Source organism: Vibrio sp. ABG19 (assembly GCF_029962385.1).
GTDB classification, from domain to species: Bacteria; Pseudomonadota; Gammaproteobacteria; order Enterobacterales; family Vibrionaceae; genus Vibrio; species Vibrio ostreae.
In genome coordinates, this window is the sequence record NZ_CP071708.1 from 3126902 (window position 1) to 3143298 (window position 16397).

The window sequence follows — 16397 nt, forward strand, 5'->3', positions numbered from 1 at the left end:
TGTCATTAACCTGTTGATATATTTCAGAGTACGTATAAAAACTTCATCACGTTGAAACCTGATTGTCATTTGCAGCAACTAGCATCATCGCCTGATTTGAGCCTCTGGCGCATACCGTCAGGACACGCATTGTAAAAGGTAAGGACAACTTTCTCCGATGAAACTTCACCACCAGCATAAAATCTTCACGCTAACCGCTCTGGCAGCCGCGCTACTCAGTGCCTGTAATTCCGACTCAACCAATTTTGATAAGCCGGCAGTGCCACAAGGCTTAGGCTACGAACAGAGCGTCAGTGTCCCTCTAATTAACGGAACGCCGGTCGTGGATGGGGATATACCGGTGACCAACGCCAAAGGTAACGTTGTGGCCTACCACGCCGGCGTAAACCCGATTCTGCAGATCCTGGCCGGCTTTGATGACATCTGGACTCTGGGTGATACCACCTGGGCGAGCACCGGTTCGGATTCTCTCAGTATTGCGACTGGCTACGAAACCTACACGGGCATAAGCGGTGGCGCGACCAACAGCACCAGTCGCGCTCTGCTGGTCGATTTCGGCGCAGAGCAGACGCTTGATCAGGACATATGGCAATATAACTTTGACTATGTAAAAACGCTGACCCGGCCGGGCCAAAGCGCACCCGATGTGGATCGCACTGACGCGGCTACGCAGGTATTTGCTTATCTCGATGATCAGCGCGAAAAAGGTTACAGCCTGACATCAGGCCTGGGTGCGCTGGCGGACGACTATCGCAGCGGTGCGAACTCTGTCTCCAATTATGCCTACAGTGCTGATGGTACCGAGGTCTCTGTCGGCGGAACAACCATCGATATCTTTGATGAATCCCGCCTGATGAACGACGGTCTGGGCAACGGAACCAACTATGGTGAACTTGGTTACGAACTGGACGATATGGTCACGCTGCTCAATCTGGTCAGAGACTTTGGAGCGTCAACGGAGGCCCCGAAATACCACTTTGAATCACCGCGTCCATGGCGGATTGAAAGCGACTACAGTGTCGCCAGTTTCAGCGACATCAATGATGTCACCCAACTCACTTGTTACAATCTGGATGGCAGCGCGGACACAAAATTCTATGATTTCCCAGTAAATCCGCTTGTGTCGCCTATCCCTGGCTTACGCTGCGCTGGTCGCACGGTTTACACCGATAACGGCGATGGTTCATTCAGCTCCAATTATACCGCTGGCAGCGGAGATGCCTGGGTGTCGGGTCGAGCTAAAGATGGTGGTTTCCCAAGTGGACACACCACCGAAGCGGTTGACCGCGGCCTAGCCTTTGCGTACGCCATTCCAGCGCGCTTTGCCGAGATGACCGCACGTGCCGTGGATTTGGGCACCAACCGTATTGTGGCCGGAATGCACTCTCCACTTGATGTTATCGGCGGCCGTATCATGGGCACAGCCGTTACCGCCGCTGCGTTAAACGCGCGTCCGGACCTGGCCAGTGCGGCATTAACTCAGGCCAACAGCTATTTTGCACAAAAAGCACAGGAGGCGGGCTTTAATTCCATTTATGAGTTCGCCCACAGCGCAACTTCTGATCCAGAAGCACAGCGCTACACTGATCATGACGCAATGAAAGCGCGCTATCGCGCCGCTTTGACGTACGGCTTTCCGGCTCTGGATGAAACCAGTGTTGCTCCGCAAGTACCCAAAGGTGCTGAAGTTCTGTTGGCAACACGCTTCCCTTATCTAAGCGATGCGCAGCGCCGCGCGGTACTGGCCACGACAGAAATTGATTCAAATTATCCGGTCATCAACCAGTCTCGCGGTTGGGGTCGTTTGGATTTAGTCATGGCAGCCGATGGCTATGGCGCATTTAACGGTGATGTTACCGTGCTCATGGACGCTGCAGACGAAGGGTTTAGTGCTCAGGATACCTGGCGTAACGACATTTCCGGTAACGGCCTGCTGACCAAGCAAGGCAGCGGCTCATTGACGCTGCAAGGCAACAACAGCTTCAGCGGCGGTGTGGTACTGCAAAGCGGCGAATTGATTGCAGCATCATCTTCTGCGACCGGGACAGGTACGCTTTATCAGCAGGACGGTGTGCTTTCTGTGTCTATCGACGCCGGAAACAGCGACGCAGCAGCGGGATCTCTGAATGTCTCTGATTTTGTACAAGATGGCGGGACTCTGGTACTGAACCTGGTGAATAACGCGCAAGTTCAGGCAGACAAGACCATCTATCTGAGTGGCGCCGAGCTGCAACTGACTGTGCCAGCGTTGTCTGCTGCGACAACGTACCCTCTGCTGAGCGCAGACCATCTGCAAGGTCAGTTTGACAACGTAACCGTCTCAGACGCTAACGGCGGTTCATACACGGCGCAACTGATGTACAGCGAAACCGGCCTTAGCGTAACTGTTATTCCGGCGGTGTAAGTCGACCGGCATCGAGGCAATAACACGAATTGATTGAAACACCACCCGTCAAAAATGGCCTGTCATTCAGGCCATTTTTTCTCTTCTCTTTGCTGTCACACCGCATCGCTGTGTCAACAGATCATCATCTTCCACAATGACATTACTGTTCACGATGAATCGCAAATGGAGACCAGGCCTGATCGGTCGGCATCACTTCCATGCGATTAACGTTGATGTGTGGCGGTAAGGTCGCGAGATAGAACATGGTTTCGGCTATGTCCTCTGCTGCCAGCGCCCGGGTGCCTTCATACAACGCATCCGATGCAGCCTGATCGCCCTTGGTACGCACCAGGGTAAACTCAGTTTCCGCAATACCCGGCGCCAGATCAGTGACACGCACGCCCGTGCCCTGCAAATCACAGCGCAGGTTGTAGCTGAACTGTTTCACAAACGCTTTGCTCGCGCCGTAAACATGGCTGCCCGGATACGGCCACTGGCCGGCAATCGAACCGACATTGATGATGGACGCGCCGCTCCCCGTTTCAATCAGTGTCGGCAGCAGAGCGTGCGTCACATTGACCAGACCGGTGATATTGGTGTCAATCATGGTGTGCCAGTCATTGATGTCCACGGTCTGCGACGGCTGCGGCGCCAGAGCCAGGCCGGCATTGTTGACCAGACAAGTGATGTTTTTAAAGGTCTCAGGCAGTGATTGCACCATCTGCACCACTTCTTCGTTGTTTCGTACATCCAGTACCTGATAATGCACCGGAGACAGTTCAGCTAACTCGTCACTCAATGCCTGCAGTCGCTCTTCTCGCCGCCCGGTAATCACGACCGACCATCCTTGTGAGGCAAACTTGCGCGCCGCAGCGCGGCCAAAACCTGATGTTGCGCCGGTAATAAATGCAACTTTCGACATTTCTCATTCCTTCTTTAAAACAGTAACAGTGCTGATTCAGAGTGACATAGCCTCGCGCTGCTTGTCTATGTCACTTCTGGTCATCTTAGTTATATTGGTTATATTGGCCGTCTTAGGGTCAGGCTTTATTCAAACCCGCTGACATAAACGGTTTAGCCAATGGTGCGGTCAGATACTTGCTGGCAACAAAATAGAGCACAGCACCACTGATGGCCCCGGTAAACCAGCCGTAATCATAGAACCAGGTCATCACATCAAACGAAATCGCCAAGAAGGTACATCCGACCGGGATCAAAAAGGCGATAAAACCAGCCCAGTTGACCGCCGGATAAGCATTCTCCTGATACAACGCCAGGATATTGAGCTGCTGCTTACGAATCATGAAGTAATCGACAATCATAATTCCGGCAATCGGCCCCAGCAGACTGGAGTAACCCAACAACCAGTTGGAGATAAAAGCTTCTACGCTGACGTCTGACTCAATCCAGCCCATTTTTTTCAGCAGTTCCCAACTCATCAGCACAATCCCCACCGCACCGGTCAGCAGGACGCCTTTGGTGTGATTGATGTAGCGCGGGGCAATATTCTGAAAATCATTGGTCGGTGAAACCACATTGGCCGCGGTATTGGTCGACAAGGTTGCGATGATAATCAATACCATTGCGACCGCGACCCAGAACGGACTCTGAATTTGCGCGATCAAGTTGATCGGGTCTGAAATGGTTTCGCCAAACAGCGTCTGCGACGCAGCGGTTAATACCACACCCAACGCCGCGAACAGAAACATGGTCAGTGGCAAGCCAATTACCTGACCGACGATCTGATCTTTCTGTGACTTGGCATAACGGCTGAAATCAGGAATATTGAGCGACAAGGTGGCCCAGAAGCCGACCATAGCGGTTAACCCGGAAAAGAAGTATTTTGCCACGCCATCCTGCGGCGGGCGATTAGCCGGCGTTGACAGTAACTCAGCATAAGAGACCTTATCACTGGCCCAGAACAGCAGTCCAAGCGACACAATCAGCAGCAGTGGTGCCGACAAGGTTTCCAGCCACTTAATGGAATTGGCCCCTTTGAGTACGACTCCGATATTCAGCAGGCAGAAAATAAAGAAACCCAATACCTCACCCTGGCTGCCCAGACTCGCCCAGCTGGTTGAAATTTCCGCTAATAAAAGGTGAATCGCCAGCCCGCCAAACATGGTCTGGATACCAAACCAGCCGCAGGCAACAAAGCCGCGGATAAGGCACGGCACGTTCGAGCCCACGATCCCGAACGACGAGCGCAGCAGCACTGGAAACGGTAATCCGTACTTAGTCCCGGCAAACGCGTTCAACGTCAGCGGGATCAACACGATGATATTGGCGATAAAAATGGTCAGCAGCGCTTCTACCACCGACAGACCAAAATAAGCGGTTAGTATCCCGCCCAGCGTATAGGTCGGAACACAAATCGCAATCCCCACCCACAGAGCAGCAATATTCCACTGGCTCCAACTGCGCTCTTTGACCTTAGTTGGCGCTAAATCCTGATTAAAGTTTTTACTGTTTAATAAATCTTCCCCAACTTCTAATTCATAGAAGTCACCCACTTTCTTCATTTGCGTTTGCATAACAATGTCCTCATCCCGTTGAGATTCATTTGCTGTCCTTCGCTTTTACAACGCTGAATTATTCAAACCACTTGGTAGTACAATTATTGCAATCGAATTATCGAATTAACTATCCATAAATAATTAAGCATGACCACTAAAACCGTCAGCACATTATCAAGATGATAATAGGTAAAATCAGTCAAAATTTTGTGTGGTAACAATCAAGCCGTCACTCAAAAAATGGTCCTGCGTGTACGGAATTAAATAAAACGCCTCCAAAGCAAATATCATGATTCAGCCTCCAGCGATTATCAGGTCAACTTGTGATAACGACGATCAAAATAGACCAGGTTGGAAATCTGCTGCGCGGCACCAATACCGACAATTTCACAGAAAAACACTTCGTGCGTGCCGACCGTCGAGCGCGACGCTATCTTGCAGTCAAAGGCGGTCGAGCTGGCCGCTAACACCGGAGCGCCGGTGACAAATGACAGCCATGCCACACTGTCGAAACGCTCCTGCTGGCTCAGCTTACCGGCAAATAAGCCGGACACTTGCGCCTGCTCCGCCGCTAACGTATTGACGCACAAGGTTTGCGCTTTATCGAATGCGGCAAACACCGATGAAGAACGGTTTAAACACACCAACAGCGTTGGTGGCGTGTCGGTAACACTGGTCACCGCCGTTGCGGTAAACCCGGCTGCCTGCCCGTCAACCATAGTGGTCACTACATTGACCGCAGACCCCAGACTTGCCATGCCATCTTTAAAAGCCTGCACGCCGTTATCTGCCACCTGAGCAAACTCGGTAAAATTCATCTCATGACTAACCGGTTTGCTGACGACTAAATCCAGACTCATTTCACTCATAACGGCATGCCTCCTCAAAAGTTAAACGCGGTAAACGCCCATACAGTTTGCTGCGGTCACCATAGCCAATGTTGATCATCAGGTTGGTTTTCCAACTGGTGCCGGCAAAAAAGGTGTCATCCACCGCCTGCGGGTCGAAGCCTGACAGCGGACCGGTATCCAGCCCCATGGCACGCGCGGCCAAAATCATATATCCCGCCTGCATGGAACTGTTGCGCATTGCGGTTTCCTGAGCCAACGCCTCACTGGATGTGAACCAACTTTTCGCGTCGCCGTGCGGAAACAGTGTGGGCAGCGCATCGTAAAACTGGCTGTCATAAGCGACAATCACAGTCACAGGTGCCGATAGGGTTTTGTCCAGATTGCCTTTGGATAAGGTCGGTGCCAAACGGGCTTTCCCTTCTGCTGAGGTGACAAACACAAAACGCGCCGGTGAACAGTTGGCGGATGTCGGTCCCATACAGGTCAGTTGATAAAGCCGCTCAATTTGTTCCTGACTGACGGCTTTATCCAGCCAGCCATTATGAGTACGAGCCTCGGTGAATAACTGCTGCAGTACTGCTTCATCCATGATATGACCCATTTATTGTCTCCTGCGTATAAAATTTTTTGATTAGTGAGTATCTTTGATTCGTAACTATTTTTGGTTAGTCAGTTTTATTAATCAATTTAACTGTAAAAATGATCGAGTATCTGTCTGAATTCTTCCGGCTCTGTAATATTACAGGCATGCCCGCCATACGGCATAAAATATAAATATGAATCGGGAATAGCCTGATTTAATTGCTCCGAACAAGAATAAGGCACTAATAAATCATCACGACTGGCAATAATACCGGTCGGGCAGCGTATATTGTGCAACTGCCCGGAGAGATCAAATTGCTCAATAGCTGTTATTCGTCTGAGTAAATTGGAAGTATCCGCAAAGGCGGCGGCCATTTTTTGCGCCTCTTCACTCAGTAGTGCAGCATGCTGTTTGATCCATTGCGCCGGGTATAAAAACAGCGGCTGGGCTTTAACAAACATCTCAACTCCGGACTCATGCAATAAACGCTTTCTTATCTCAAAACAGAGCCGGGTATGGTCATCGGTTTTCTCCCAACTGTTGATCAGCAGCAGACTGGCCACTTTGTGCGGGGCATCGAGCGCCAGTTGCAAGCCGATCAAACCGCCCAATGCATGGCCAATGAAATGGACTTGCTGCGTTTTAGTGGTGCTCAGCAACGCATTCACTTCCTGCGCCATATCTGTGACACTGTAACCTTCACCAATTGCACCATCGCTGTTGCCGGTTCCGTACTGGTCGTACACCACCACTCTGAAGCGCGTTGCCAGCTCAGGGATCAGACTGTCCCAGTAGTGGTGTGATCCGCCCAGCCCCGATGACAGCAAAACAGTGTCAGGGTGATTATCGCCATGGATCTCAAAATACATGCTGCCCTACCTCACTCTGTGCGTTTACGCCTGGCCAACATGGGCAATCGAAGCTATCTCGATCAAGGCTTCTTCTTTCACCAGGCCACACTGAATGCAATAACGCGCCGGTTTATCGCCCGGGAAGAAATCCGCGTACACCGCATTAATCATCGCGTAGTCCTTCCAGTCTCGGATCATAATCATGTTGAACGTCACATCAGCCATGGTGCCGCCTGCTTCTTCCACTACGTCTTTAATGGTGTTGAGAACATGACGGGTCTGCGCCGCCGCATCGCCGGGAAACACCACATTGTTGTCGTGGTCAAACGGTAGTGTGCCGGATACATACACCACTCCATCGGCTTGAGTACCCGGGGAATACGGGGCAAGAGGGGTACCGGTTCCTTCAGGGACAACGATTTGTTTAGGCATAATAATCTCCTTTATTTATTTGCCAGAGCCTGGGCGTAATCTTCCAGATTGGAAACCCAGCCAAAAAAAGTACGGATATTGAACAGCGCGGCCTCATGCGCCGCCAGCGGGCCTGCCGGATGGGTCGCATCCGATAAAACCAGGCCGAAATATTCGAGATGAAAGCCGTCGCGCAGAGTCGATTCAACACACACGTTGGTGGCGATACCAGTAAACACTAAGTTACGGATCCCACGTGCGCGCAGCATGGTGTCGAGGTTCGTATTGAAGAAACCGCTGTAACGGGTTTTAGGGATTATCCAGTCGCCTTCTTGCGGAACAATCTCATCCACCAGGGCATAATCCCAGCCACCTTTGGCCAGAAACCGACCGGATAACTCCGGCTTACTGCGCATGGTTTTCAGCGCATTGGATTTATGCCAGTTCGGTGAACCTGCGCCACCCGCCTCGACATAATCGGCATCCCAGCCATTTTGCAGAAACACGATCTGCATGCCTGCCTGACGGGACAACGCAATCGTACGGTTAATGTTTTCAATCACCGGGCCGGTGGCGGAAACATCAAATCCGGCCAGATCGAGATAGCCTTGCTGACTGGCATAGGCGTTTTGCATATCCACCACAATCAGCGCAGTTTCACTCGGTTTAATCGCTAAGGCTTCAGGCTCGGCTTTGACCACCAAGGGAGAATCGGTGTGATTGAGTGTGTAGCCGGAAATCGCGTCATGACTCATGCTGCGTACTCTCCCTGGTAACCAATGTGTTGACGGGTTTTCATCAGCGGCTGAATACGCTCACCGAATGCCGTCACACCGGAGATAAAGTCATCGAATGTCAGCAGCACACCGCCAGTGCCTTCAACTTCGGCCACTTCATCGAGCATCCTGGCCACCTTTTCGTAAGAGCCCACCAGCGTGCCCATATTGATGTTGACCGCTGATGTCGGATCCGACATTTGGCGCACGTTGGTATCCGAGCCCGACGTTTTGTCTTTAGCCGCCTGGTCACCCAGCCATTTGAGCGCTTCGACGTCTTTGCCCTCTTTATAGCTTTCCCATTTCGCCCGGGCCGCTTCATCGCTTTCGTCGGCGATGACCATAAACAGCACAAACGAGCTCACATCACGCTGCGTTTTTTGTGTCGCTTCAAGCAGGCGATCAGCGGCTGGCGCAAAGGCTTTCGGCGTATTCACGCCTTTGCCAAATACGAAGTTGTGATCGGCATATTGGGCGGAAAATGCCATCCCGGCATCACTGGAACCGGCACAGATAATTTTCATCGTATCTTGCGGACGCGGACTCAAACGACAATCTTGCATGGTGAAGTAATCACCTTTCAGATCAGAAACCCCCTCGTCCCACAAATCACGTAATACCTGAGCGTATTCCGACAGATAGTCATAGCGTGACGCGAAAAACTCATCGCCCGGCCACAGCCCCATCTGGGTGTACTCCGGCTTTTGCCAGCCTGTCACCAGGTTAACGCCAAAACGGCCGTTGGAAATGGAATCAATCGTCGATGCCATACGCGCGGTAATGGCAGGTGGCAGGGTTAAAGTTGCTGCGGTGGCGAACAGCTTAATTTTTGAGGTCACTGCCGCCAGACCTGCCATCAGGGTGAAGGATTCCAGGTTGTGTTCCCAGAATTCAGTTTTACCGCCAAAACCGCGCAACTTAATCATGGATAGTGCGAAATCTAATCCGTAATGTTCTGCGCGCAGCACAATCTCTTTGTTTAACTCGAAGGTTGGCATGTATTGCGGGGCATTTTCTGAAATCAGCCAGCCGTTATTGCCAATGGGAATGAATACTCCAATCTGCATATAAACTCCTTTTTTCGACATGCATTTAACGATTCTTCGCATTGATCCTAATCAAACTTTATGCCAAAAGTTAATTTAACTTATATAACAATGAGTTAAATCAAACCATTCACTCTAAAACAGACCACTTGGTCTGTTTTATTGCAATAAAAATGGTGCAATAGCACTAATTGAGTGCGCATTTTTTGTTCAAATCGATGCTAAAACGGACAAATAGAGAACAGGTAAGGATGCAGGCAGAAACGAGACAAAGAGGCTGAAGCGGTACAACAAACAGCTATGCAGGAAATAAAAAGGCGCGTCAGATGACGCGCCAAATCACAATTTAGGATGGTTAAGAGATTCAGAATGGATAAAAGTCAGAAAAGACCGCCCAATACCACTCCCTGAATGGTCTGGCAGGTCTCTTCAAAAAATTCTTTGTTATTAAGATCTTTACCGGTAATCGCTTTCACCTGAACGCTGAAATCAGCGTAGTGCTGGGTCGTAGACCAGATGATAAAGATCAGTTGGGCAGGCTCGATAGGCTTTAGTTTGCCTTGGCTGATCCACTGCTCAATCACTTTCGACTTTTCGCTCATTATCTGTTTAAGCGGACCGGAGAGGTAATTTTTCAGGATCGGCGCGCCCTGGATAATTTCCAGGCAGAACAGACGTGAAGCCTGCGGCTGATCACGCGATAACTCCAGCTTAAGACGGATGTACTTTTCCAGCGCCGCTTTGGGATCATCCGGTTCTTCAAAACTACCAATTGGCGCTAGCCAGTCATTGAGAATATTCTCCAGGATGGTCAGATAAAGTGCCTCTTTACTTTTGAAATAGTAAAACAGGTTGGTTTTGGAGATATCTGCCGCCGTGGCAATTTGCTCCATGGTGGTACCATGAAAACCAAATTTTGAGAATGCTGACAATGCGGTTTCAAGAATAAATTGTCTTTTGTCTTCAAATTTTTTACGCCGCCGGGTACCAGGCTCGACATTAGTGCGTGTTTTCTTCAGGCCCTCGACCTTAGCTCCCTTTAACGAAATATTTTCTCTCACCATGAGTACGACTCTAACTGTATGATTGTCGTGAAACTAAGCAGCAAGTTTATCACTTTAAACGCTGTCTGTGGGGGGCAGCCAATTCCAAGCGCTGACCATCTGGTTTTTATACTATATTGCACTAGATATCACGAATAAATTCAATCGTTTGTAGAACTCTTCTACCGACTCTGTTGGCATGCCAAATTATCGATCATCCTGACCAACCACTGCTGCATCTGCGCTTGCTGCTCATCATCCAGCCCCTCGGTCATACGTGCCGATACCACGCGGCGCACCTCTTTTATCTGCAGCGCTAACGTCTGGCCAGACTCCGTCAATGAAAGTATCAACTCACGTTTATCGTGCGGATTTTGTTCCCTGTCAACTAACTCCAGCTTGATCAGTTCATTAATCAGTCGGGTTACCTGCGCTTTATCCTTTTTGATCGCCATCGCAACATCATGAGCAGTGCAAGGAAGATGGGTGGCAATATAGTGCAGTGCCAGACTTTGAAAAAACGGTAGCAAAACGCCTTGTCGCTCAAGTTCATGAGTAATGTTTTCACGCATACACTGAGTTAAATAGGCAATGTGGTGTTCTATAGGACTACTATTCATATGGTTGATATTGTCAACTAATGGCTTTAATATGGTTGACTATATCAACTAACCAACACGTCGACCATATGAATCTTAAAAAACTGGCTATTACCTTGCCTGCTCCTGTCTGTATTGTGGCAAGCATCTCTGCTTTCATTACTTACATTAACCACGGCCTGAATGCTGAATTCGCAACCCAATGGCTGAAGTCGTTCTTATTCTCTCTGGTCGTGATCCTGCCGATTGCCGGTCTGCTGATCATGAAACTGGCTCAGTTAGTTGAACGCCGCTTGCCGCATATTCAACCTCTTGGCCGTAAGCTCATTCTGTGTGGTCTGATTGCGCTGAGCCTGGAATCCATTATCAGCCTGATGTCCGTACTTTCAACGTCACAGGCAGAAAGTGCCAGCCAGTTGATTGCTTTCTGGGCGCTGACTCTGCTCAAAGCGCTGCCACTGGGTTACCTGATTGCCATGATCATGGTCTTTATCGTACGCCCGAGAATTCAACGCGCTCTGGCTGCCGCCTGATGGTAAAAACCGTGAACGGTACGAGGTGGGCGCAGTAAGGACACACGCTTGTTCAGAGAGCGCTCACGCACAGGCGATTTGGGTGTGTGTCCTCATTAAATCATGTGTCCTCATCAAATCACTCGTTCAATCACGCTGCGCATAAAAGCGTGTGTCCTCGTAAAAAACCTTGCATGACACTGATTAGGGTGTGTGTCCTGCCAAGATTTGCGGGCACAAAAAAGTCGGGCTGGGCACAGGTGGCTGAATCTTATTCAGTTCCTGTGACCAGCCCGACCGCTGTCATTTCTGCCCTACCCAACTTTCCGTCCCCTACAGACGAAGTGAAATGACAGCGCTAAACTCAGGGGTCATCACCCTTTGGGTTTAGTCGAAAATATAGTGGTTAATCGAAAATATAGTGATTAGTCGAAAATATAATGGTTAACCACGTTTTCCAGATACTCTTGTTTACCGGACTCGCGCTGTGGCTGCAGGTCATTATCGACCGCGTATTTCGCCAGAGTTTCCAGATTGTGATCGCCAGACAGAATCGCTTTACCCAGCGGTTCATTCCAGCCAGCGTAACGTTGCGCGATGTTTTTGCCCAGCTTGTCATCTTCCAGCATACGTGCCGCTTTTTTCAGAGCCAGCGCCATGGTATCCATACCACCGATATGACCGTAGAACAGATCTTCAGGGTCGATAGACGGGCGGCGCAGACGCGCATCAAAGTTCAGGCCACCGGTAGTAAAACCGCCTGATTTGAGAATTTCGTACATCACCAGAGTATTTTCTTCCACACTGTTCGGGAACTGGTCAGTATCCCAGCCCAGTTGCGGGTCACCGCGGTTAGCATCGACTGAACCGAAGATACCTAGTGATGTTGCGGTGGCGATTTCATGCTGGAAGCTGTGACCTGCCAGTGTAGCGTGGTTGGCTTCGATATTGACCTTCACTTCATTTTCCAGGCCAAACTGTTTCAGGAAGCCATACACGGTTGCCGTATCGTAATCGTACTGGTGTTTTGTCGGCTCCTGCGGTTTAGGCTCAATCAGAATAGTGCCTTTGAAACCAATTTTATGTTTATGCTCAACCACCATTTGCATCAGGCGACCCAGTTGTTCACGTTCCTGACGTAAATCGGTATTAAGCAGGGTTTCGTAACCTTCACGGCCGCCCCACAATACGTAGTTTTCACCGCCCAGACGCTGGGTAGCATTCATCGCGTTAAAGATCTGAGTTGCCGCATAAGCAAATACTTTCGGGTCCGGGTTGGTGCCTGCACCCGCCATATAGCGAGGGTTAGAGAAAGCATTCGCCGTACCCCATAGTAATTTGACGCCACTTTCCTGCTGTTTGGCTTCCAGCTTATCGACCATGCGAGTAAAGTTATTGACATACTCTTTGATGCTGTTGCCTTCCGGCGCCACATCCACATCGTGGAAGCAGTAAAACGGTACGTTAAGTTTTTGGTAGAATTCAAACGCTACGTCGGCTTTCATCATTGCCAGTTCCATCTCACTGCCCGCTTTTTGCCAAGGGCGGTCAAAGGTACCGTTGCCAAATACATCAGAGCCCGGCCAGACAAAGTTGTGCCAGTAACAAGCGGCAAAACGCAGATGGTCTTTCATCGATTTACCCATCACCATCTGATCAGGATTGTAATGACGGAAAGCCAGCGGGTTATTGGATTCAGGGCCTTCAAACTTGATTGAATCTACATTAGGAAAAAAATCATTCATAATCTTGCTCTCGTTATTTTAGTGAGTATGTCAATCCGTTGCATTTGAATAACTTTCTAGCTATCAAATGTCAGGAATAAGGTTATTTTCATTGATAACAGAGAATCTTCAATTACGAATTTTCACAACCTAATTCAGATATCTTTCAACTGTGAGACTCGACACACTTCCAATCAATTCAATAAAAACAACAAGTTATTTAAAAAGTAACTTTAAGATCACAATTACAAAATATCATAACGATGATGATTTATTCCGTAATTTATTTATCAGGATTTACTGACAAGAATATTAGCGCCCTACAAAAAATATAACGAGGAATAAACATGAATAATAAAGTCAACGTGCTGCGCCTGACGCTGGTGGTAGCACTCGGCGGGCTGTTATTTGGTTATGACACTGCCGTCATATCCGGAGCAACCGAAGCGCTGCAATCCTATTTTCAACTCACCCCCGCTGAACTTGGCTTTGCCGCCTCTTCAGCTCTGATCGGCTGTGTGCTTGGTGCGATTGTCGCCGGTGATTTCAGTAGCCGTTACGGCCGGCGTGGCGCATTGAAAATCGCTGCCTTGCTTTTTCTGATCTCAGCCGTCGGTTCGGCGATTCCGGAAAGCTACTGGACCTTCGTCGTCTACCGTATTATCGGCGGGATCGGTGTCGGTATCGCGTCCATGGTTTCGCCAATGTACATTGCTGAAGTCGCCCCACCGAAAAAGCGTGGCGGCCTCGTCGCCTGCAATCAGTTCGCGATCATTTTTGGTATGCTGGTGGTCTACTTCGTTAACTACGGTATCGCTCTGATTGGCACGGAAACCTGGCTGAATACCACCGGCTGGCGTTATATGTTTGCTTCTGAGGTCATTCCGGCGGGTCTGTTCCTGCTACTGCTGTTTACTGTACCGGAAACGCCGCGCTGGCTGGCGATGCGAGGCAGAAACGATGAGGCTTACTCACTGCTCAAAGCTCTTAATAACGGTAATGGTGCGGATGTTGATCACCAATGGCGGGACATCCAGTCTTCATTCAAACAACACAACAGCACGTCAATCGTCGCCAGCGGATTCTTTGGTGTTCTGGTGATCGGCATTATGCTCAGTGTGCTGCAGCAAGTCACCGGCATCAACGTATTCCTGTATTACGCACCGACCATTCTGAAAGGCTTTAGTAATTCCAGTATCGATATTGCATTACTGCAAACCATTCTGGTGGGTGCGGTCAACCTCGGCTTTACCGTGGTTGCGATTCTGACCGTGGATAAATTCGGCCGCCGCCCGCTGATGATGCTGGGGGCAGCCTTAATGGCGGTCAGTATGATTGCAATTGGTACCGCGGCTTATCTCAACGCCATCGGCGGATACCTGCTGATCTTCGTGCTGCTCTACATCGGCGCGTTTGCGCTGTCACTTGGTCCTGTGGTCTGGGTGTTGCTGTCAGAAATTTTCCCTAACAGCATTCGCTCTAAAGCGTTATCCATCGCCGTGTTTGCTCAGTGGGCCGCGAACTTTGTGGTCTCGCAGACTTTCCCTATGATGAACGATCCACAAAGCAGCGTGTACCAAACCTTTAACGGTGGCTTCCCGTTCTGGTTATACGGCGTGATGGGGATCTTTACCATTTACTTTATCTACAAGTGGGTACCTGAAACCAAAGGTAAATCGCTTGAAGAACTGGAAGAGTTATGGGAGAAATCTGCCAAATCCGCTGAAGAGAAAATGATTACTAATCATTAAACCTGAACCAATTACTAAACCTAAAACAATAATAAATAAGCCTGCAATCTGCAGGCTTATTTATTGGCAGCGTTCGTGATCGGAATTAATTATTTTCTTCACTTCCGCTCAAGCGATATTCTTTGGGCGTTTTAGCAAACGCTTTCTTGAATACAGAATACATATATTGCAATGATGGATAACCACATGCCTGAGCGATTTCTGCAATCGGCAATTCGGTGGAAATCAATAAACTTTTTGCTCGTTCTAATTTTGCTTCATGAATTTCATTATGTATCGAGTAACCGCGTTCCTGGCGAAAACGCGCTTCCAGGTTGGAACGGGAGATACCGACATGATGCAGCACCTGCTCGACTTTGATGCCTCTACAGGCGTTATGACGGATAAAGTGCAGAGCCTGAATCACGTAGGGGTCGTTCAGAGCCTGAAAGTCCGAACTTTCCCGTTCAAACACCTTAGTTGGCGGGATTAACACCCGCGCAGGGTTGATAGTGAGCGGCTCGCCCTGCTCCTTCTTATTCAGCAAACGGTGCAACATCTTGGCCGCAGTGTAGCCCATCGATTTACAACCCTGCCCAACCGAGCTCAGTGACACCCGGGTCAGATAGCGCGTCATCTCTTCGTTGTCGATACCGACAACAGCAATGCGGTCCGGCACCATTAACCCCAAAGAATCACACGCTTGCAAAATATGTCTCGCTCTTGCGTCTGTCACCGCAATGATCCCAATCGGATTAGGCAACCGTTGCAGCCAATCAGCCAGACGGTTCATGTCATATTGCCAGCTGAGCGGGTTGGTCTTATTGCCACGATAGACTGAATGAAAATAATCATTTTGTGTCGCCAGATTAACAAACGCACTTTCCCGCTCTGAAGCCCAGCGCTCCCAGGATTCATGGGGAATACCGTAAAAGGCAAACTTCTCAATTCCCTTATCCCTGAGATGATTAAACGCCATCTCCACCAGCGCGCAGTTGTCCGTCGCCACATAAGGCACATCCGGGTATTGCTGTTCATCTTTGTAAGAGCCACCAATACCGACCACCGGGATCCCTGAGTCCTTGAGCAGTGACTCGATCGCCGGATTATCAAAATCGGCAATCACACCATCACCGCGCCAGGCGCGGAAATGATCAATATTGGTGGTGAAATCTTCTTCAACAAAAATGTCCCAATGGGTTTGCGATGCATGTAAATATTCGCCGATACCCTCCATAATTTGCCGGTCATAAACTTTATTGGCATTAAATAGTAAAGAGATTCGATAATTTTTATCCATAGGCAGTAACCAATTGGTCAAAGAATTTGCCGGAGTCTATCAAAATGACAGAAAAAATAATGTGATCAT

Annotated in this window: 15 protein-coding genes; 3 read left to right on the top strand and 12 right to left on the bottom strand. The window is 49.4% G+C overall.

Annotated elements, in window-relative coordinates:
- Window positions 1-157: 157 nt before the first annotated feature.
- Window positions 158-2404: a phosphatase PAP2 family protein gene (locus J0X00_RS20390; protein WP_282477614.1), complete on the top strand. Its 2247-nt coding sequence runs from the start codon at window positions 158-160 to the stop codon at window positions 2402-2404.
- Window positions 2405-2546: 142 nt separating this feature from the next.
- Here J0X00_RS20390 and J0X00_RS20395 read toward each other — a convergent pair whose 3' ends face one another.
- The 10 genes from J0X00_RS20395 to J0X00_RS20440 all read right to left on the bottom strand — a co-directional run bounded on the left by J0X00_RS20395 (window position 2547) and on the right by J0X00_RS20440 (window position 11083).
- Complete coding sequence (locus tag J0X00_RS20395; protein ID WP_282477615.1) at window positions 2547-3308, bottom strand: SDR family NAD(P)-dependent oxidoreductase; 762 nt, start codon at window positions 3306-3308, stop codon at window positions 2547-2549.
- Between the two features lie 118 nt (window positions 3309-3426).
- Window positions 3427-4920, bottom strand: coding sequence for an NCS1 family nucleobase:cation symporter-1 (locus J0X00_RS20400; RefSeq protein ID WP_218563018.1), 1494 nt, complete (start codon window positions 4918-4920; stop codon window positions 3427-3429).
- A gap of 293 nt (window positions 4921-5213) precedes the next feature.
- The gene (locus tag J0X00_RS20405) at window positions 5214-5771 is read right to left on the bottom strand and encodes a flavin reductase (protein ID WP_282477616.1); all 558 of its coding nucleotides are present in this window, start codon (window positions 5769-5771) and stop codon (window positions 5214-5216) included.
- Complete coding sequence (locus J0X00_RS20410) at window positions 5764-6354, bottom strand: malonic semialdehyde reductase (protein WP_282477617.1); 591 nt, start codon at window positions 6352-6354, stop codon at window positions 5764-5766. Before J0X00_RS20410 ends, J0X00_RS20405 begins: the two co-directional genes overlap by 8 nt.
- Window positions 6355-6440: 86 nt before the next feature.
- Window positions 6441-7205, bottom strand: coding sequence for a pyrimidine utilization protein D (rutD, locus tag J0X00_RS20415; protein ID WP_136484614.1), 765 nt, complete (start codon window positions 7203-7205; stop codon window positions 6441-6443).
- 24 nt (window positions 7206-7229) lie between these two features.
- Complete coding sequence (gene rutC, locus J0X00_RS20420; protein WP_136484612.1) at window positions 7230-7619, bottom strand: pyrimidine utilization protein C; 390 nt, start codon at window positions 7617-7619, stop codon at window positions 7230-7232.
- A gap of 11 nt (window positions 7620-7630) precedes the next feature.
- Window positions 7631-8353 (bottom strand): pyrimidine utilization protein B, encoded by a 723-nt coding sequence (gene rutB / locus J0X00_RS20425; protein ID WP_282477618.1) that lies wholly within the window; start codon window positions 8351-8353, stop codon window positions 7631-7633.
- Window positions 8350-9441 carry a pyrimidine utilization protein A gene (gene rutA, locus J0X00_RS20430; protein ID WP_136484608.1) on the bottom strand — a complete coding sequence of 364 codons (1092 nt, stop codon included), beginning with the start codon at window positions 9439-9441 and terminating at the stop codon, window positions 8350-8352. The genes rutB and rutA overlap by 4 nt, the downstream gene beginning before the upstream one ends.
- A 359-nt stretch (window positions 9442-9800) precedes the next feature.
- Window positions 9801-10484: an HTH-type transcriptional regulator RutR gene (rutR, locus tag J0X00_RS20435; protein WP_282477619.1), complete on the bottom strand. Its 684-nt coding sequence runs from the start codon at window positions 10482-10484 to the stop codon at window positions 9801-9803.
- 161 nt (window positions 10485-10645) lie between these two features.
- A complete protein-coding gene (locus J0X00_RS20440) occupies window positions 10646-11083 on the bottom strand; it encodes a MarR family transcriptional regulator (protein ID WP_136484602.1) in 438 nt (145 codons plus the stop codon).
- Between the two features lie 68 nt (window positions 11084-11151).
- Here J0X00_RS20440 and J0X00_RS20445 point away from each other — a divergent pair, with 68 nt between their 5' ends.
- Window positions 11152-11595 carry a DUF2798 domain-containing protein gene (locus J0X00_RS20445; RefSeq protein WP_282477620.1) on the top strand — a complete coding sequence of 148 codons (444 nt, stop codon included), beginning with the start codon at window positions 11152-11154 and terminating at the stop codon, window positions 11593-11595.
- Between the two features lie 404 nt (window positions 11596-11999).
- Here the strand turns inward: J0X00_RS20445 and xylA are convergent, their stop codons facing one another.
- Window positions 12000-13319 carry a xylose isomerase gene (xylA, locus tag J0X00_RS20450; protein WP_282477621.1) on the bottom strand — a complete coding sequence of 440 codons (1320 nt, stop codon included), beginning with the start codon at window positions 13317-13319 and terminating at the stop codon, window positions 12000-12002.
- A 326-nt stretch (window positions 13320-13645) separates the two neighbouring features.
- Between xylA and J0X00_RS20455 the strand changes: the two genes are divergently transcribed.
- Window positions 13646-15049 carry a sugar porter family MFS transporter gene (locus J0X00_RS20455; protein WP_136484595.1) on the top strand — a complete coding sequence of 468 codons (1404 nt, stop codon included), beginning with the start codon at window positions 13646-13648 and terminating at the stop codon, window positions 15047-15049.
- A gap of 85 nt (window positions 15050-15134) precedes the next feature.
- On the opposite strand, the gene J0X00_RS20460 is transcribed toward J0X00_RS20455, so the two are convergent.
- Window positions 15135-16328, bottom strand: coding sequence for a DNA-binding transcriptional regulator (locus J0X00_RS20460; protein WP_282477622.1), 1194 nt, complete (start codon window positions 16326-16328; stop codon window positions 15135-15137).
- Window positions 16329-16397 lie beyond the last annotated feature (69 nt).